General features: G+C 46.5%; 17 protein-coding genes. 4 read left to right on the top strand and 13 right to left on the bottom strand.

The features are described 5' to 3' along the window. Together PMG25_RS07695 and PMG25_RS07700 are read right to left on the bottom strand one after the other, a co-directional pair. A partial coding sequence (locus tag PMG25_RS07695; RefSeq protein ID WP_283766315.1) for a HEAT repeat domain-containing protein occupies positions 1-1,251 on the bottom strand: 1,251 nt, incomplete at its 3' end. Between the two features lie 827 nt (positions 1,252-2,078). Beyond that, positions 2,079-2,954, bottom strand: coding sequence for a tetratricopeptide repeat protein (locus PMG25_RS07700; RefSeq protein ID WP_283766316.1), 876 nt, complete (start codon positions 2,952-2,954; stop codon positions 2,079-2,081). A 219-nt stretch (positions 2,955-3,173) separates the two neighbouring features. Here PMG25_RS07700 and PMG25_RS07705 point away from each other — a divergent pair, with 219 nt between their 5' ends. Both PMG25_RS07705 and PMG25_RS07710 read left to right on the top strand, forming a co-directional pair. After that, positions 3,174-4,319, top strand: a complete 1,146-nt coding sequence (locus tag PMG25_RS07705; protein WP_283766317.1) for a response regulator — start codon at positions 3,174-3,176, stop codon at positions 4,317-4,319. Then, a complete protein-coding gene (locus PMG25_RS07710) occupies positions 4,316-5,233 on the top strand; it encodes a DMT family transporter (RefSeq protein ID WP_283766318.1) in 918 nt (305 codons plus the stop codon). The genes PMG25_RS07705 and PMG25_RS07710 overlap by 4 nt, the downstream gene beginning before the upstream one ends. Here PMG25_RS07710 and PMG25_RS07715 read toward each other — a convergent pair. From PMG25_RS07715 to PMG25_RS07740, 7 genes are all read right to left on the bottom strand, one after another. Further along, entirely contained in the window at positions 5,227-5,394 is a 168-nt protein-coding gene (locus PMG25_RS07715; protein ID WP_283766319.1) for a PCP reductase family protein, read from the bottom strand. The genes PMG25_RS07710 and PMG25_RS07715 overlap by 7 nt on opposite strands. 449 nt (positions 5,395-5,843) lie before the next feature. Next, positions 5,844-6,701, bottom strand: a complete 858-nt coding sequence (locus PMG25_RS07720) for a hypothetical protein (protein ID WP_283766320.1) — start codon at positions 6,699-6,701, stop codon at positions 5,844-5,846. A gap of 66 nt (positions 6,702-6,767) precedes the next feature. After that, positions 6,768-7,337, bottom strand: coding sequence for a DUF1517 domain-containing protein (locus tag PMG25_RS07725; protein ID WP_283766321.1), 570 nt, complete (start codon positions 7,335-7,337; stop codon positions 6,768-6,770). Positions 7,338-7,383: 46 nt separating this feature from the next. Continuing rightward, complete coding sequence (locus PMG25_RS07730; RefSeq protein WP_283766322.1) at positions 7,384-8,313, bottom strand: 2OG-Fe(II) oxygenase; 930 nt, start codon at positions 8,311-8,313, stop codon at positions 7,384-7,386. Positions 8,314-8,365: 52 nt separating this feature from the next. Continuing rightward, positions 8,366-8,593, bottom strand: coding sequence for a hypothetical protein (locus tag PMG25_RS24730; RefSeq protein WP_488199667.1), 228 nt, complete (start codon positions 8,591-8,593; stop codon positions 8,366-8,368). After that, positions 8,502-9,005, bottom strand: coding sequence for a Cif family virulence factor (locus tag PMG25_RS07735; protein ID WP_283766323.1), 504 nt, complete (start codon positions 9,003-9,005; stop codon positions 8,502-8,504). Before PMG25_RS07735 ends, PMG25_RS24730 begins: the two co-directional genes overlap by 92 nt. Before the next feature lie 345 nt (positions 9,006-9,350). Then, positions 9,351-10,742: a hypothetical protein gene (locus PMG25_RS07740; protein ID WP_283766324.1), complete on the bottom strand. Its 1,392-nt coding sequence runs from the start codon at positions 10,740-10,742 to the stop codon at positions 9,351-9,353. A 79-nt stretch (positions 10,743-10,821) separates the two neighbouring features. Between PMG25_RS07740 and PMG25_RS07745 the strand changes: the two genes are divergently transcribed. Further along, positions 10,822-12,258: a diguanylate cyclase domain-containing protein gene (locus PMG25_RS07745; RefSeq protein WP_283766325.1), complete on the top strand. Its 1,437-nt coding sequence runs from the start codon at positions 10,822-10,824 to the stop codon at positions 12,256-12,258. Positions 12,259-12,537: 279 nt separating this feature from the next. Here PMG25_RS07745 and PMG25_RS07750 read toward each other — a convergent pair whose 3' ends face one another. The 4 genes from PMG25_RS07750 to PMG25_RS07765 form a co-directional block, all read right to left on the bottom strand. Continuing rightward, positions 12,538-13,779, bottom strand: coding sequence for an MFS transporter (locus tag PMG25_RS07750; RefSeq protein ID WP_283766326.1), 1,242 nt, complete (start codon positions 13,777-13,779; stop codon positions 12,538-12,540). A 129-nt stretch (positions 13,780-13,908) separates the two neighbouring features. Further along, positions 13,909-14,163, bottom strand: coding sequence for a hypothetical protein (locus tag PMG25_RS07755; RefSeq protein ID WP_283766327.1), 255 nt, complete (start codon positions 14,161-14,163; stop codon positions 13,909-13,911). 91 nt (positions 14,164-14,254) lie between these two features. Beyond that, the gene (locus tag PMG25_RS07760) at positions 14,255-16,327 is read right to left on the bottom strand and encodes a sensor histidine kinase (protein WP_283766328.1); all 2,073 of its coding nucleotides are present in this window, start codon (positions 16,325-16,327) and stop codon (positions 14,255-14,257) included. A gap of 48 nt (positions 16,328-16,375) precedes the next feature. Further along, positions 16,376-16,636: a hypothetical protein gene (locus PMG25_RS07765; RefSeq protein WP_283766329.1), complete on the bottom strand. Its 261-nt coding sequence runs from the start codon at positions 16,634-16,636 to the stop codon at positions 16,376-16,378. A gap of 290 nt (positions 16,637-16,926) precedes the next feature. Here PMG25_RS07765 and PMG25_RS07770 point away from each other — a divergent pair. Further along, positions 16,927-19,441 (top strand): two-partner secretion domain-containing protein (locus PMG25_RS07770; protein WP_283766330.1); only part of this gene is annotated, 2,515 nt, incomplete at its 3' end.

Genomic DNA, 19,441 nt, shown 5'->3' on the forward strand with positions numbered 1-19,441 from the left:
CACCAGAAGTTGCACCAGAGCGGCGATCGCCTCTTGATTTCCTTGTCCGATTTTCTCTAAACTCTCAGCCACCTCCCTACAGGTAAAGTAGTAACCCTTAGTCTGCTCCAGAACTTGCACCAGAGCGGCGATCGCCTGGGGATTTCCTTGTCCGATTTTCCCTAAAGTCTCAGCCGCCCGCCTACAGGTATATTCATTCTCAGTCTGCTCCAGAACTTGCACTAGGGCGGCGATCGCCTGGGGATTTCCTTGTCCGATTTTCTCTAAAGTCTCAGCCGCCCACCAACGGGTATCTTCATCCTCAGTCTGCTCTAGAAGTTGCACCAGAGCGGCGATCGCCTGGGGATTTCCTTGTCCGATTTTCTCTAAAATATAACCCACCTCCCTACGGATAAATTTAGGGCATTGGGAATGGTGCAGTAGGCTAGAGAGTCTCTCAATAGCCCGTTGTCGATCCGTTTCCGGTAGAGTATTCCTTGCACCTTCTTTAATCGGATCGATAAAGGTTCCCCATTTCTGTTTTTCTTCATTGACATACCCAAACCCCCACTTCACAATCTGCTGCACAATTTCATCAGCACGAGAACAACCCTTAAACTCTCTGATACCAGCCGCAGCTAGGAAAAAAGCACGATAGTCGTAAAAATTGCCCTCACAACCATCCTTAAAATGAACCAACTGCTCAATAAAAGCCTCCTTCTTCTCTTCCTCCACATCCTCGCGCCCCAACCAGAATAAAATCACCGGCTTCCACTGCGGCGCAAAAATCCGATACTCCTTCCCAGCAATCGGAAAATCCTCATGGTTTCGGGGCAGAAAATAATCCCCATCCTCCACTGCTAGAGCGGCAAAATACTCCTGAAACGTGGCATGATCAAACCCGTAAACCGTCTCACTTTCCACCTTCCCCAACCGATTGAGCCAACCTAACTGCAAGGCGGCTTTACATAAGTCGTTATCCAAAGTCCCAAAAACCTGCTTTAACCCACTTTCCCGCAACCAGAACTGGGAAAAATTGCCTTCCTTGTCCTTGCTATCGATCCCCAGTAAAGCCAATTCTCCCAGCTTTTGGTGGAGTTGCAGCCGTTTTTCCTCATCCAGCTCGATCTCCGATGTCCACTTATACACCTGCTCCACAAAATTCTTGTATAACTCCGCTTGAGTTTCTGGTACAGACTGTTCTTTCTGATGCCACAAACAATACAGTAGGGACAAGCTCAAAGGATTACGAATTAAATACGGATTAACCATGGGAGAACTACACCCCAGCTTTGAAGAGAATTATCCTTAACAATCAGTATAACGTTTCTGGTATCAATTCAGATTGGCTTGATATAGGGCTAGTCTAAATGAATTACAGCGCTTCGCGCTGTTATGGTGTACAGTCTTAAAGGCTCAAAGCCATGTACCACAACCCTATTCCCTATTCCCGATTCCCTAGCGCGTTCATGTCCGCGAAGCGGAAAGCGCTATATGCAACGGGAAATGCCCTCTCCCTATATCCCTCTCCCACGGGAGAGGGACTTTAAATCCCCTTCTTGGGGGATGAGGGGCAGCCGTTGACAACTCATACAGCACTTTGCTCTGTTATGGAATACAGGGTTGAGAGTTCAAAACCTTTTGCCACAAGACTTTTGCCTTTTGCCTCTTGCCTTTTGCCTAGCGCGAAGCGCTGTATGTCATTGCGAGTGGAGCGAAGCGGAACGAAGCAATCTCGACCATCTCGGTAATCTTGGCGTTTCCGCTTTCCGAAGTGGGTTCGTGCGGGTTTCCGCAAGCGGACATGAATACAAAAATAGTTGTCAGTCTACAAGATTTGGGTATAACCCGCCCCTACAGAGATCTTTAGCGTAAATAAATAGATTTGATATCACATCGATTTTGGGCGCGTTGAATGACCAATTGACGCAGGGTAGTAGGGTGGGCAGGAGCGTAAGCGATCATTCAACTTCTAAATCTCCTACCCTGCCCACCCTACTGCCGTGACAACCCTAAAATGGTGGGTTACGGCGGATTGATAGATTGCTGTCAGAGTCTAGGTTTTAGCCGCCTAACCCATCCTACGATCGCTACGATCGCTAAGGAAGAATTTCCAATTCAGTTTCCGCTAATTGAGCTAGAGTCTCTTGAATTCTGGGTGTTTCGAGAAACATTTTCGTATCGGCTAAGAGGCGATCGCCCCAAAGATTAGCTTCGAGAAACTCTAGATCTGCATAAGCGGGATCGAGTTCTAGAGCTGCCGATCCCATTCTCAGACCCTGTTCGCGATCGCCTTTCACATACAACGCTACCGCTAAAGCCAACTGGGGTTCAGCCGCTTCCGGTTCAAGGCTCACCGCTTTACGCCAAGAAGCGATCGCCCCATCCACCTGACCCTGCTCATACTGAATCAAGCCAATATTATTCACCCCCGGCCAAAACTTCTCATCTTGGCTCATGGCCTTTTCATATTGGGCGATCGCATCACTCCAGCGATTGAGCTTATAGTAAGCATTCCCCAAATCAAACAAGGCTGCCAGTTGATCTGGCTTAATGCTTAGACCTTCTTGGAGATAATTAGCCGCCTTTTGGTAGTCCTCATTTTGGAAATGGGCCGAACCTAACGTAAACAAAACCAACTCATTTTGGGGTTCGAGCGATCGGGCTTTCTCCAAAGACTCAATTCCCCGCTCCACATCATCTGTTTGCAAATACAGGCGACCGAGCAAAAACCAAGCCCGAATATCATCCGGTAAAAGCTGAACCGCCAACTGAGCGCGAGGAAGAGCTGGTGCATATTGTTGGAACTGGGCCAGTTGTTCCGCTTGTCGGGCCAACTGAAGCCCCTCTTTCTCCAACTCTTGTTGCTCTAGCTCCAAGGTACGGGGAACGATCGCCTGGGCCCAAGCGGGCTGTAGACCACTCACACCACTCCACAAACACACCAACAAAGCAAAATAAATCGATTTTGGCACAACAGAAGCCTCAGACAACATAACTCACAGACCACTTTTCATAATTTTAACCAAGATTCTGGGTTTACCCAACATCAGGGTTGAGATCCCTTTTCTCTTTACGAGCATTTGTGAACCCATCTAGAATAAAAACAAATTTCTTTCTTCTAGGATTGAGTGATTCTTGGATGCCTTTCTCATCTAAGTCAGCTCGGTTCTGATCGCAATGGGTGCTATCTCATGGAGCGTTATCTCCGGCAAATCTACCACCAACAAGCTACTGGTGAGTTAATTGTTACCGCTCAAGATCAAACTTGGCACTTATTCTTTTATCTGGGTCATCTGCTCTATGCTACAGGAGGAATTCATCGCAGCCGCCGATGGTATCGGTATATTAAGCTGTTTTCCGTTGATTGGAGTGCGATCGAACTCAAAAAGCCCACCAGCATGTGGGAATATTATCTGCTGCGCTACGCTCTACAACAACACCAAATCAACCTCAGCCAAGCTCAATCGGTCATTGCCTATAGTGCCATTGAAATCTTATTTGCCCTGCTCACCCACTCTTCTGATGACCTTTCCAGTCGGTGGAAGCCTAGCCAACGGTTATCGGGAAACACGGCCACTCCGCGATCTTCACTGGCCTTAAAAATTCCACCCCTACTTGAAAGAACCGAAAACCTATCTAAACAATGGCAGAAGATGGAATTAACTTCCCTATCTCCAGATTTGGCCCCCATGTTAAATCGGGAGCTGCCTAAACGAGTGAATGCCCAAACGTCAACCAAATTAATTGAGTTATTCAACGGAGAAAATCCAATTTGGGATATTGCTTTAGAAATGAAGCAATCTCTTTATACTTTATCTCGCAGTATCCGTCATTTTTGGAAACAGGGGATCATTGATTTTCAATCCTTACCGGATCTCGAACCACCGGTTTCTTGGACGACTCCTAGGATGAATAAAACCCTCAACGGGGAGTCGGATACCCAAACCTCTGGCCCTCTCATTGCTTGTATTGACGATAGTCCCCTGGTTGGCCATGCCTTGGGCCATATTTTGATTCCGGCTGGTTATCAATTACTGAAAATCCATGATCCGATTTCTGGTATTGCCCAATTAGCACAAAATAAACCCGATCTGATTTTATTGGATGTGGTCATGCCGACGGTAACCGGCTATAATTTGTGCAGTTTTTTGCGACAAACTTCTTTGTTTAGTGAGACTCCTATTATTATTTTGACCAGTCGGGATCATATTATCGATCGCACCAAGGCGAAGTTGGCAGGGGCAACGGATTTCTTGACGAAACCGGCGAAACCGGAGCAACTGCTGAAGTTAATTGAAAAACATCTCAATCCGATTACTCCTGTGACTGAATCATGAAGAAACCGGCAATGTGGTGGGTGGGGTTGGTTTTGGGGTTTGGAGTTTTAACCATTGCCACCTCAGCCGTTTTTGTGCGCTTGTGTCTTGAGGCTGCGGGAAGGACGGGGGCGGGGTTTAGTCTGGTGGTCGCTGTTTTCCGCTTGGTTATAGCATCCCTATTGTGTGTTCCCTTGTGGAAAGGGGTTCAGAATAGTGGCGCATCTCGACAAGCTTGGAAATGGGCGATCGCGGCTGGACTCTGTTTAGCTGTCCATTTTTCTCTGTGGATTACCTCCTTATCCTATACTTCGATTGCGGCTGCCACCACTTTAGTCACAACTAATCCCCTTTGGGTGGCCTTAATGCTCTGGGTTTGGCAAGGTAAACGACCGACTCAATTCACAATTTTGGGCATTCTCATTGCCTTAACGGGAGGCATCCTCATTGCCTTCGGGGGAGATAGCGCCACCCCAACCGGTTCCCTTTCTTTGCTGGGTAATGCGTTAGCTTTAATGGGTGCTTGGTCTGCTAGTTTTTATCTGATTCTGGGACAACAAGCCCAACAGGAAGGGTTAGGTTTGGGTCATTATATCGCTACGGTTTATACCCTAGCCGCCCTGTGTTTATTCCCGATTCCTTTTCTTTTGGGCGTTCCCTATACGGGTTATCCCCTTGATTTTTATTTGTATGTGGCTCTGATGGCCATACTTCCTCAACTCATGGGCCATACCTCCTTGAATTGGGCAGTGCGCTGGATTTCCCCCACTACGGTTGCTTTGGCCATTCTCTGCGAACCCATAGGGGCAACTTGGCTCGGTTATGTCATCTTTGCCGAAGTGCCCACTCCATTGGTCTTTGGGGGAGCCATTATTTTGTTATTGGGGGTTGCTTTAGCCATTTGGGGAGAAGGGAAAAGGAGCCAAAATTATTGACCAAACTCTAGGCGAGCTTGTTCGACTAAATCTGCGGTAATGATTTCCTTGTCGGATTCGCGAGCGAGTTGTTCAATCCGGCCTCTGGCTTGCGATCGCACAAAATAGGGAATATTCTTCAGTTTAACCTGAGCTTCAGCCGTCCACTGTAATTCATTCATATGCTCTACCTTTTGCGATCGCTAACTTCCATTTTACCCTGCTCTAACAAAACCTAGTGCTGAAAAGCAACGCTTATAGCGCTTCGCGCTAGGGAATAGGGAATAGGGAATAGGGTTGTGGTACATGGCTTTGAGCCTTTAAGACTGTACACCATAACAGCGCGAAGCGCTGTATCCCTCTTCTGTCACTCTTGGAAATTCTAACGAATTTCCGTTGTTACAGCCCGCGATCGCGAAGCGTTTCATGTCGGCGACAGCCGAAAACGGAGTTTTATCGCGAAGCGTTTCATGTCGGCGACAGCCGAAAACGGAGTTTTATCGCGAACGAAAGAATCAGGGTTTGAAGCCCCTTTTTTAGAAAGTGACAGAAGAGGGGTAATTGTGAGGTTTCCCCTTCCAGGACATGAATAGGAATCCCCGTCCTTCCAGGACGGGGAGAATCTCATGATTTAACGCCGTCTTCTGCGCCCCCCGCTACTGAATCCAGAAGAGCGACGAGACGATCCACCACTACCAAAACTAGGTTGGCGCTGTTTGGGTTTAGAGTTGCCAGAAGAGCGTAAATTAGAACCACCATACCCAGAACCCGTTGAGCGATTGGCATTACTAGAATTAGGTTGCCGGTTGGTGGTGGTACTCGGAGATCGTAGATTTCCGGTTGTACGCAGAGTTTGACGATTTTTAACGGCTGCTGGCGGTTGATTATAACGACTTTGATAGCTGTTCACCGCTTGGCTATAGGTACTGCCATAGCCACCATAACCGGTCATCACGGTTCCGGGTTGATAGACCGGGGGTACATAATAGCTGGGACTAAAGAGCATATTAGCCACTGCCTGTCCTGCTAACGCACCGGCGAAGGGAGTCCAAAAATTAGATTCTCGACGCACGATCACGGTTTCTGTTTGTCCTGTTTGCGGATTAGTGCGCTCCTCGGTAACATTATGAACATATTGGATTTGGAAATCCGGAGTCATATAGAGGATGGCCCGATCGCCCTCAATTTCGGCATAGGTGCTTTTTCCCGCTTGAATCTGCTCATCTGTCAGCCGCGCCATCTGCACATCAGTCGTGCGAAATAGGGGGCGGCTGCCAGCCGGAGTATTCAGTAACATTAAACTATACTCCCCCGTGCCATCATCGTAGGTGGCTTGTTGTACCGGATATTCTCCTTTAGAGACGGAGTTACGCACCGGAGCGCTTACCGTTTGGGTTGAACTGGTATTTTGCTGGGACGAGCCGCCACAAGCGGTTGTGGTCAGCAGTAAGGTAAAACACAGAAAGACAGTTAAGAGTTTACGCCACATAGAATTGAATCAGGTGATGTTATGCAATGGAATTATTCAGTCTATTGTATTAGGTGTGCCACGGCACTAGAGGGGGATGAGTTCAGAAAAATTCAGTAACAGTTGATCGTCCGTGAGGCGATCGCCCAATCGAGCAGGAGAAAAATGCACTTGAACGGCTCGCAGTCGCTCTTGATAATGGAGATTAATCATCGCCTTTAAGCCTTGACGTAGGGCGCTAAAGCTGGCTAAATCGGTTTCTAGATCGGGGGATTCTCCTTCAAAGGCGATCGTCATCATCACCACAATATTCTCCGTAATGGGCAGGGATAAAAGATCTTCCTCCTCTTCAGAATCGCCTAAATCCGGTTGACTCAAATAGCGCTGGGCTGAATCGGTAAACAACTCTTGCACATAATCAGCAGCTTCCCCTTCCTTCCACATTACATCTCCTTCATTCGCTGCCGATCGCCAATAGGATTCCCACTGTAACAAAGATTCAGCAATCTCCACTAAACCCTCGCCTAAGACTCCTAAATCTCCTTCTGCATCAATTGCCTCTTGTGCCTTTTGATTTAAAACACCGAGCAAAGGCGCAATCTCATCGCCCGCTAAATGGAGCATCAGCCGACAAACCACAAACCGAGTTCTAGCCATAGAATATACCTCTGTTCTTTCTACTTGGTGAGAATTAAGTGCGTAACTACGACGATCGCCTTACCCAACCATTAATGGTAAACCGACTATCGGTAAATTTCTTCGAGGAACAGCGCACTGGTAGCACTTCATGTAAATAGCGACTGAGGAAAAACACAATACTGTTGTGTCGGGGTTCGATCGTTTGGTAAGTATCGGCTTTGGCATAATAGCCATTTTTAATCTGACTGTCGTAAATCAGCAGTTCTCCACCAGTAAAATTTTTCGGTTGATTATGGAAATAGTAAACATAGGTTAGTTCTCTGCTGGCTGTGTCGGGAGAGCCGTTATCATTATGGAGCTTAAAATAATGACCGTCGTTATGGGCGGTTAATTGAGCTTCGATATCGTGGGGTTCAAACAGGGGACGATCCAATTGGGGTAAAACTTCTGGCATCATTCCTTTGATCCGTTCAATAATCATCTCGGAGAATTCAGGGAAGTGATAGAGAACGGTAGAATAGCGATAGTCGTCTTCTCCCGTGGAAGTGGTGGTATTGGTGAAGTCTTTTTGACGTTTTTTCACGTATTTGAGCAGGCGATCGCAGTCTTTGTCGCTGAGGAAGTGATCTAAATGGACAAACCGGGAGGTAATCGTATTGGAAACGGGAGCTAGGGGTTGGGGTGCAGGAGTAGCCATTTGCTGTGCTTTTTGCTGTGCTTTTTGCTGCACATACAACGGCGGTTCCGTCACTGCCCCAATTAGGTGATGACTGGGAAAACAGAGCGCCTGGCGATCGTCATTGAGGGGAATTTGAAACAGTTGGGAAGCCGAGGCTCCATTATTCCCTGTATTTCCGGTTTGGGAAGCTAAGACTTTCATCACCGCTACCAGAATAGGGGAATTGGAAGGTAAAGACAGGGTATACTGATGACCTCCGGCTAAGAGCAGGGTAACTTTAACGGTTTGAGTTGCTGTTGCTGGTTGAGTATTCATCGGATAAACAGATAGGGGTTAGGCGTAGCTTTTCGTCGATCTCGAATGTGACTTAATTTAGAAATTCTACACTTTGAATCTCTGATGTCCAAAATTTCCATTCGCCCTTATATTTTTTCAAGGTATGAATAACGACGATATAGTTATAGCTAGTCTCAATGAGTTGTACAACGGGAAATGCCCTCTCCCTAAATCCCTCTCCCACGGGAGAGGGACTTTTCCCCCTTCTCCTGCGGGAGAAGGGGGCAGGGGGATGAGGGGCAGCCATTACACAACTCATTTAGGTTTGCTATATCTCGAAATGGCGCTTCACCGGCTACTTTGATCGTGGTTTGGCTGGCACGGATTTGAGCTTTATCGTCTGTGAGTTCAATGATTTCCCAATCGTTGATTTCATATCTTAAATCAAAGAAATCCGTCGAATAGATTACGGTTTCTTCTGTGATTTCAAATTGGGGAGAATCTGGGTGCATGGTGTCCATATATCTATCGACGTTTTCAGCATTGAGAGCGTTTAAGTTTTCGTCGATCAAGGCTTGAATAGCTGCTCTTTCTTCAGCATTCTTTGTAAGAGACGAAGATAACTCATGGACTGGATTGAATGGGGTTAATTGAGCCATGGGCGCGATCGCCGGTAAGGACTCCATCGAAACAAGACCAATAATAGAAGCTAAGGCAATTTGAGAAAACATAACTATTCCTTTAGTAAATGATATCAACTCCGAATAATCAGTTACAGTATGTCATTGCGAGTGGAGCGCCAGCGGAACGAAGCAATCTCGATCATCTCGGTAATCTTGGCGTTTCCGCTTCGCGGACATGAAAGCGAAGCTTGCGCGTTTGGGCTTCGCGGACATGAAAAGCGAAGCTTGCGTGTTTCGGCTGTCGCCGACATGAAAGCGAAGCTTGCGTGAAACGCGAAACGCGAAGCGCGAATGCTTCCCTCCGGTCGCAATGACAAGTGTTTAAATGGATTTGATATGACTATTTTAGTCTCATTATTTTCCATCTCCCCATCTCCCCATCTCCCCATCTAACTAAGCTCTGGGGGGAATGCGATACCACCCATACCAGTGATGCACGGCTAACCAAATGACCGATAGGAGGGCAGCTAAACTTAAGGTTAACCCACTGTAGGGAACGAGTAGGCCCAAAACGGGTAAAACGGCTCCGGAAATGGTGGCAATGAGTGCCGCAGCAGATTCGCGCCGGTTGTCGCCTAATCCCCAGGCTAGGGGGAGTAAAACGCAGGAGAGGAGAATCCAGGAGAGTTCTGGGTTGATGACGCGACTGGCGTAGGTGAGGGCGAAAATACAGGCGAAAAACACGCCACAGGCGATCGCCACATCGCGCAGTTGAAGAGGTAAGGATAAATACAGCAAGCCAATCCACCAGAGCAATAAGCCGGGAGTGAGCAACAGGAGCCGGGGCAAGACTCCGGTTCTGCCTACGGGATTAGTGGCGGTAAAGACACCGAAGGGATTACGGACAGAAACGTTATCTTCAAATACCCAGATAAACCGTTTGCCTTGTCCTTCTTCTGAGGTTTGGGTGGGGACAATACCACTGGCAAAATCGGCTTTAGGGAAATTGGCGATCGCCGTTAACTGAAAATTAGATAACAATTGTCCATTGGCATTATAGACCCAGCGCGGAGACCCTTGAACTTGATAGGTGACCCGAAACTGGGCAGTTTCCTGGGAGTCTAAGGGAAAGGGAAACCCATAATCTCCCGGATTAATCGCCTCTAACCGCTCTCCATCCCGCTCGACGCGAAAATTCTGGAGAATCGTATAGCCATAGGGAGGTTGGATTTCAAAGAAAAAATCTTCCCGCTCTCCTAAAAGATTAGTGACTTGATATTGAGCATCAAAGGAAACCTGATAAACCGGTTGATTGGTTTGCACATTAATAGCCTGATTGAGCAATACATTAATCTCAGAGGCTTCTAAACTCAAGTAGCGATTCACCTCTCGCACCTCTTCGACTTCGATATACTCACCCTCGACATAGCGGTTAAACGTATAAGTTTCGGGGATGGTGTAGCGCACTTGGGGAGCCGGTTGTTCTAATCGTTCCCCCGTCAGGATCTGGGCAGATTCAACGACTTTGGCTTGTTCCCAGTGATGATAGCGGTTCGCCAGAGTGGTACAGAAGAAGAAGCCGATCGCGATCGCCATCAACAGTACCACACCATGTTGCAGGATATCCAGCAGCAGATCGTAGCGTTGTAACCATTTATGCGTCCAATCGGAAGGATCTCGATCTCGTTGCAGAGCAAAACCCAAAGCTGCTAACACTAAACCAAATCCTGCCACCACGAGAATTAAAATGAGAAAAGCCGTAAAAAGATGACTGCCAAACTGCATTAATTCATCGGCATGGGTAAGATCGGGTAAATTGGGAATACCTTCAGGAAGTCTAAACATATTATTTTAGAGTGGAGAGGGTAACAGGGTGCTTCTCATGCTGGACATGAGACGAAGACAATTAAGCTTTGATCATCTAATGTCCACTATCGACTATTCACTGGCTATGGATCACCATCAGAGAGATGAATCTCCAATTGAGATCTTGGTGGTTGATGACACTTCAGCGAACTTAAGTGTACTCAGCCAATTGTTATCTAAGGAAGGCTATAAAGTGCGAGTCGCTCGTAATGGTGAGTTTGCCTTACGTTCAGCGCTCTCGTCTCCTCCAAGTCTGATTTTACTGGATATTATGATGCCAGAAATGAATGGCTATCAAGTTTGTGAACGTCTGAAACTGAACTCGATCACCCAAGATATCCCAATTATTTTCTTGAGTGCCTCGGATGAAATCTTGGATAAGGTGACGGCGTTTGGAGTGGGAGGCGTAGACTATATTACCAAGCCCTTTGAAAGTATAGAAGTTTTAGCCAGAATTGAAAATCAGCTCCGGTTGCGATCGCTGCAACAGCAACTGCAAAGCCAAAATCAGAATTTATACGCAGAAATCGAAAAGCGCAAGGCGATCGAAGCTTCTTTAGCTCAATCCCGTTCTTTGTTATCGGGAATCTTAAATAGTTCCCTGGATGCTATTGCTGCCTTAGAAGCAGTCCGAGATCAACAGGACAATATTATCGATTTTCGCTGCTTATTGCTCAATCCCATGGCCTATCAATTATTAGGTAAATCCCAATTACAGGGTCAATCCTTACTGCAAGTCCTGCCGGGGTTAAAACTCGATGGGTTATTGGAGGATTTTATTTGCGTAGTAGAAACTTCACAAGCGATTCAAAAAGAAATCTATTATGCCCATGATAATATTGAAGGTTGGTTTGAGATTTTGCTGGTGAAGCTTGGAGATGGGTTAACGGTGACGTTTCGAGATATTACGAAGCGCAAACAAATTGAGTTAGCCCTGGAAAAAGCGAATTTAGAATTAAGTAATCAAGCTAATGTGGATGGTCTGACTCAAATTGCGAATCGTCGCTATTTCGATCGGTATTTGGCCGAGCAATGGCAACAGTTGAAGGGGGAGCAACAGCCTTTAGCCTTAATTTTGGCAGATGTGGATTATTTTAAGCTCTATAACGATAATTATGGCCATCAAGCGGGCGATCGCTGTTTAATTAAGGTCGCTCAAACCCTTTCCCATCATTTACCAGGTGCGGCAAGTTTAGCGGCTCGTTATGGGGGTGAAGAATTTGGGGTGATCCTTCCCCAGACTTCCCTAGAGCAAGCAATACAAGTTGGGCAAACCATTCGCCAAGCTATTCATCAACTCAGGCTCGATCATGCCTATTCTCAGGTGAGTTCCTGGGTAACCTTAAGTTTAGGGGTGAGCGCGGTAATTCCTGGCGATCGCGCAAGCGATGCGGAGCATTCTCGCCAATCCCCGGAGCAGTTAATCGCCCAAGCCGATCGCGCTTTATACCAAGCCAAGGAGAAGGGACGCGATCGCCTAGAGTGCATGATATAGCGCTTCGCGCTAGGGAATAGGGAATAGGGAATAGGGAATAGGGTTGTGGTACATGGCTTTGAGCCTTTAAGACTGTACACCATAACAGCGCTTCGCGCTGTAATTAACAATTAACAATCAACAATTAACAATTAACAATTAAGGCCAATCGACCCATGACCTATTAGCTCGCGCGAAGTGCTACAGCGCATACAGCACTTTGCTCTGTTATGGAATACAGGGTTGAACGCTCAAAACGTTTTGCAACAAGACTTTTGCCTTTTGCCTCTTGCCTTTTGCCTAGCGCGAAGCGCTATAAATATCTTGCCCTCGTCCCAAGGCATAGCGGAGGGAGTGGGGTAAGTCTTTGCTTGATTGAGTTAAGAACACCAGTAAACCCAGGATCAAGATAACGGTGATACAGATAAATAGGGTTTGATAGGAAAAGGCTTCGGCAATCAGACCCGCCATGGGGCCGGCTAGGGCGATACCGAGATCGAACCCTCCTAAACAGAGACCAAATAAACGTCCCCGTTCATGGGGATAGGCGCGATCGGCGATAATGGCGGAAGTGGTGGGAATGAGGAGGCCAAAACCGGCTCCTTCTAAGAATCCGGAGATCAAAAACAGCCAAGGGGTATGGGCAAAGGTAAGGATGAACATGGCGATCGCGTAGAGGGAGAGACTGAAGGTAATAAAGATCCCTCGACCGATGCGATCGCTTAATGGGCCGGCGACTAAACGAATGCTAAAACTGGCGATCGCGGCGGCGGTAAAAAAGAATCCGGCGTTAAAGTTGACTCCAGTTTCCTCCATTAAGAGGGAAATAAACGCACTCATCCCCCCAAAAGCCAGACCCACATGGAGGAGAACCAGGCTTAAAATGCGAATGCGGGGACTCAGTAGTAAGCGCCATAATCCGGGTTGAATGGCGGGTGAGGAGTCGGTTTTCTTTGAGGGATTGGTTCGCCGATTTTCTTGGACTTGAGTCATAATCAAAAAGGCGAGGAATCCGAAACTCGCGGTTAACAGAAACAGATAGCGATCGCCAAAAGCCTCTTGTACAAATCCCCCTAAAGCGGGGCCAAAGGCCACACCGACGGGATTAATCAAGCTCATGTAACCGAGAACTTCACCCCGATTTTTAGGGGGGGTGATATCGGTGACTAGAGCAATATATCCGGTCGTAAAGGCTGCCAAACTAATGCCGTGAAAGCTCCGCACAATCATCAGGGAGGAAACCGACTGGACGAGGAGATAACCGAGGGGAGCGAGACCACAAACGGCTGTCCCAATCAGGATCACCAGTTTGCGACTATGACTATCGGCGATCGCCCCAATGGAAGGCCGAGCTAATAATAGACCAATGGCAAATGCTCCCATGACAAAGCCCAGTTGTTGATCTGCCATTCCTAGCGATCGCAGATAGAGCGGTAAAGTCGGCAACAAAGAGCCAATACTCGACCAAAACAGCAAACCTGCTGCGAACATTAACAGCAGGTTTTTTCGCTCACTGGCGCTTAGGGCTAGAAAAACCTTCATACACTCCCCTAGGATCAACCCTTCTTAGTATAGTCATCGTCACCCGATCCTGGGGGAAACAAAAAAAACAGGGCAATCCTGCCCTGGGAGTGAAGATGGAGTTGGAAACGATGGAAACCACGAAATCTTTTAGACCACTTGCCGAGAAGCCAGCTTCTCTAGATCCGCTTGGGTTTGCTGAAGGAGCTGCTCCCGACTGTCAGCAGTCTGTTTATAGTTGGGGAGCAAGTTGCGAGCTTGTAGCGCCATGTGAAGTTGGAGGTGGGCCACATACTCACTAAAGTCTTCACGATGTAACGAGTTTTGGGTTAGGTTCTGCTGTGAATTCAAAGTGTTCTCCTGCCGCTCCGATCGCTGCTTTGCCAACAGCAACGAGCGTATCATGGCTTTTTGGGGAGGTGAACCCTTCGCAATGAAGCTTAACGATCGCCACAGATTTTAGTTACAAAATGTAAACTATCGTTTCAGCTAGAGACTAAGAAACCCCTGTTTCCACTGATTCTTTCTGAGAGAGTCGTTTACGCTGCGGGGAAACACCTTGAGAAACGGGAAGCTCCATCTGAAACTCTGCCCCCTCTCCGGGTTCAGAACGACAGGATAAGCGCCCCCCATGCCGTTCGACCACAATTTGATAGCTAATAGACAAGCCTAAACCGGTTCCTTTACCAACCGGTTTAGTGGTAAAAAAGGGATCAAAAACTTGCTCTTGAACCCCAGGAGACATGCCTGGGCCATTATCGGCTATTTTAATGATCACGCGATCGGGCTGGGATAAAGTCGTGGTAATCGTTAAGGTCGGTAAGGGTTCCTGGCTAGAGTCCGAGGTAATCACGCGCCGATCTTCTAAGGCATCAATACCATTGGCTAAAATGTTCATAAACACTTGATTTAAGTAGCCCGGATAGCATTCAATTTTAGGTAGGGTTGCATAATCTTTAATCACCTGGATTTCCTGCATCCCTAGCTTAGATTTGAATTTGTTTTGTAAAATCAACAAACTATTTTCAATTCCTTCATGTACATCGACTTCCTTTAGTCCATCTTCATCTAAACGGGAAAAGTTACGAAGAGACTTAACAATTTCCCGAATCCGTTCTGAGCCTGATTTCATGGAGGATAAAATTTTCTGAAAATCTTTCAAGACAAATTCCAATTCAATCTCTTCCATAAATTCGGCAATCTCCAAGGGATGCTCTGGATAATGTTTTTCGTAGAGTTGAATTAACGTTATGAGGTCTTCGGCATAACTTTTAGCTGGCGCAATGTTAGCATGAATAAAGTTAATGGGGTTATTGATTTCATGGGCAATTCCCGCGACTAATTGCCCCAAACCAGACATTTTTTCGGCTTGAATCAGTTGGCTTTGAGTCGCTCGCAGGTTTTTCAGGGTAACTTCTGCCGACTCTTTAGCCTGTTTGAGTAATATTTTTTCTTCTTCTAACACTTCAAATAACTCTCGGACTTGGGCCGTCATTTGATTAAAGGCGGTGGCTAAAACGCCTAATTCGTTAGATTCTGTGATTTTGACTTGTGTATCAAAGTTGCCTTCACGGATTTGTAGGGCAGCTTCTGTCAAATCCTTGAGGGGTGAGAGAATGCGATGGGCACGATAAAATCCGATCGCCATAGAAATTAGTGTAATAACAAACAAAGTTAGTCCCGTAATCCAGAGCATTCTGGCGATCGGGGCATAGGCTTCTTTTACGGGCAACTCAACTACTAACTTCCATTGTACACTGGGAATAATGGTCGTTGCACCTAAGACTTTTCGATCGTAGAGGCCTGAATAAATATTCAGTTGAGTATTATTTCGGGGCCAAAGATACTGCAATAAGTCTGGCTCAGAAACTTGTTGCAACTCAAAGTTATCCTGCCTCATTCCTGTTTGGGCAACGATCGCATTACGATTATCCAAGATATAAGTATATCCCGTTTGTCCAACTGATGTATTTGACACAACAAAACCCAGGAACCTTAAATCAATTTCAGCCATCAACACACCATCAACCCGATCCTCTTCATTACGAATCGGCACTGATAAGATTGTTTTCGGCGATCGATCTTTAGGATCGAGATAGACAGACGAAACATACTCTTCTTGCCGCTCAAAAGAGCGATTAAACATCTGAGAATTAGCCATATTTTGACCAGAATTAATAGTGCTACTCGGATCGAGAAATACTAAATTAATAACTTTACCTTGACGATTAATGATGCCTACCGATCGATAGGCATCATTATGACGAATCAAGCCTTCTAGTAAAGTGGTTTTAGTTTTATCATCTAAATTCGTCAACCCTCTAACTCGCGCTAAATATCCTAGTTGTCTCTGAATATCATCCAAATAATTGTTAATTCGACTCGCTGCTAATTCCGAACGTTTTTCTTGTAACTCTTGGTTTTTATGTAATTCCGATTGATAGCTCAAATACCCCAGGATTGCTCCTGTGATTACCACACTGAACAAACCAACCAAGATCAAGCTATAGCGGAGTTGATTGGAGAGGGAAAAAAATCGTAAAAAAGATTTTTTAGAAGGACTTGACATGGGATTATTTTGCGACTATTTTATGTTTCATTATTAACCATGAATCAATCAAGGTGCAATTAATATTGCACCCATCATCACTTGATTGGGAATCTGATTAAATTGTTCTTCTTGTTCAGGAGTCAAGGAACCGCGAAACGGAGCAAAATCATAAATTCTTTCTTTTAAGCCAAATGTATACAACTTGCCCTCCCAACGTCCTTGTTGCATTAATGAGGAGAGATTCGAGTTTGAGCGATCGGCTGCGATCGCTACTATTAGGGTCAAAATACTGATAACACAAGTAACAATAAATAGTTGATGACGCATATTCAAGGTTATCCGATCGCTCTTTGCTGATGCCGGGTTATAACTTGCACAGTAGTTTCACTGATCTATTTTAGCTTATTATTCTGAAAAAATTGTGAAATCATGAATTTTTATTACGCCCCTCCGTCCAAAAAAGCTATCATGGATAAACCTTCTTGATTAACATACACTGACTTAAAATTTAGTTTGCATTAACGCTCTGTTGTTCCCCAGTTGGGAATTCTCTTTTGCTTTCACCCAACCCATCTAATCATTCAACGACCCAAATAATCACCCTGGAGATCCCAAAGATGAGAAAAAGAGTTAACAATAGCAGATATGCCAATACATCTTGGTGGCTGTATTCTTTGGTGGTTAGTACCCTCATCCCTCTCTATGGAGGGTTGAACACCCCAGTTGTAGCACAGTCGATTATTCCCGCTCAAGATGGTACAGGAACATTTGTTTCCCCAGGGAATAATCAACAGTTTAATATTCAAGGGGGAACCCAAGCGGGGCAAAATTTATTTCATAGTTTCCAGCAGTTTGGATTAACCCAAGGGCAAATTGCCAACTTTATGGCTCAACCAGATATTCAAAATATTTTGGGTCGTGTGGTTGGTGGCGATCCCTCTATCATTAACGGATTAATTCAACTGAGCAATAGCAGCGCCAATCTATATTTAATGAATCCTGCCGGTATTGTATTTGGGCCCAATGCCAGCTTAAATGTGCCCGCCGATTTTTATGCCACGACAGCAACGGGCATCGGATTAGGACTCGATCAATGGTTTAATGTGGTGGGTGCAAATGATTGGAGCGCTTTAACGGGAGAGCCGACAGCGTTTAAGTTTGAGGGGGCTAATCCGGGCAGTATTGTTAATCTGGGGAATCTACAAGTTAATGAGCAGCAAACCTTGGGTTTAATTGGCGGTAATACTCTCAATTTGGGCACTCTATCTGCACCGGGGGGAAAGATTACGATTGCTGCGGTTCCGGGAGAAAAGTCCGTCCGTATTTCTCAAGAAGGCCATCTCTTAAGTTTAGATCTACCACTGAATTCGGAAAATCCTCATTCCCAAGCTATTACTCCGTTAAGTCTTCCGGAATTATTGACGAGTAGTTCATTGAATCATGCTGAAAGGGTAACGGTAAATTCCCAGGGACAGGTGGTGTTAACGGGATCGGGGATTACCCTTCCGGAAATGTCGGGGTTGGCGATCGCCTCCGGAACCATCGATACTTCTCATATAACCGGTGGAAATATCACCATTTTAGGCGATCGCGTCGGCATCATCGATGCTCAGATCAACGCCTCCGGAACCCAAGGTGGCGGAACCATCAACATCGGCGGTTCCTTCCAAGGAAAAGGCCCCCTTCCCAACAGTAACTTTACCCTCGTTAATGACAATAGCATCATCAATGCCGATGCCCTCCTGAATGGAGACGGGGGAGAGGTTATTATCTGGGGCGATGACACCACCCAATTCTTCGGAAGCATTAGCGCCACAGGAGGAGAAAATTCAGGCAATGGGGGGTTTGTCGAAGTTTCCGGTCTATCCTTCCTAGACTACCAAGGAACCGTAGACACCACTGCCCCCCAAGGACAAACCGGAACCCTACTCCTTGACCCCACCAATATTGAAGTCGTCCCTGAAGGCATTACCAGTGATTTAGAGGATGTCGATGAATTCAGCGATCCAGACTTAGATGAACCTCTTCCTCTGACAACAATTAGCGTCAGTGCAATCAATAATGCAGAAGGCAACGTTATCTTACAAGCGAGTGAAAATATTACCTTCAGTGAAGCAGTGAATATGACCGTTGGATTTGTGGGACTCACTGCTGAAGCGGGAAGCTCTATCGATGTTAACGCCAGCATTACCACCGATAATGGCAATCTTACCCTCGATGCTCCCACCATCAATGTTAATGCTCCCCTGAGTACAGGGGGAGGCTTTGTTTCCCTGCAAAATAGCACTGCATCCAGCAGCTCTTCTATTACCGTCAATCAGAGCATTACGACCAGTGGGGGCGATATTTTCCTCGGTGGTGCAACGACAGCAGATACTCCAAATATAGATGTGAATGCAGCACTAAATACAGGAGGTGGAAAATTTAGTGCGATCGCCAATCAGATGACCGCAGGAAACATCGCCACCAGTGGAGGTGCAGTTACTATAACCGCCAATGGCGCGATCGCCATGGGCAGTCTTGATACCTCTAGCACAAGCAGTAGTGGCGGCAATGTTTCTTTAAGCGCTCTTCAAGATATAGAACTCACCTCAATTAATACGGAAGGGGGAACCACTGGAGGCAATGTCGAGCTAACAGCCAGTGGTTTTGTGAAGGTCACTGGCACATTCACCGCAAACAATAGTGAAACTGCCAGTATTTCCACTATTGGAGATACAGAGGGTGGAACCATTACCATTACCCATGGTGGAAACGGCGAAACACCTTTTATTGTCGGTGATGCCACCACTAATGGGACAGCAGGCGCAATTACCAGGGGCACAGATACAGAATCCACCATCAGTATTACCAACGAATATCTAGAAAGCCATACCCAGGATAGCGATCGGATTCAAATTCTGACGACTACCCCAACTCCAACCCCAACTCCAACCCCAACCCCAACCCCAACCCCAACTCCAACCACTGAACCAGAACCCCCTCCAGGAGATCCCACAGCTCCACCGAGTGGCGACCAACCTCCACCAGATGGAGGAGAGCAACCCCCACCAGATGGAGGAGAGCAACCCCCACAGGATGGAGGAGAGCAACCCCCACAGGATGGAGGAGAGCAACCCCCACAGGATGGAG

It is taken from the genome of Roseofilum capinflatum BLCC-M114 (assembly GCF_030068505.1).
GTDB lineage: Bacteria > Cyanobacteriota > Cyanobacteriia > Cyanobacteriales > Desertifilaceae > Roseofilum > Roseofilum capinflatum.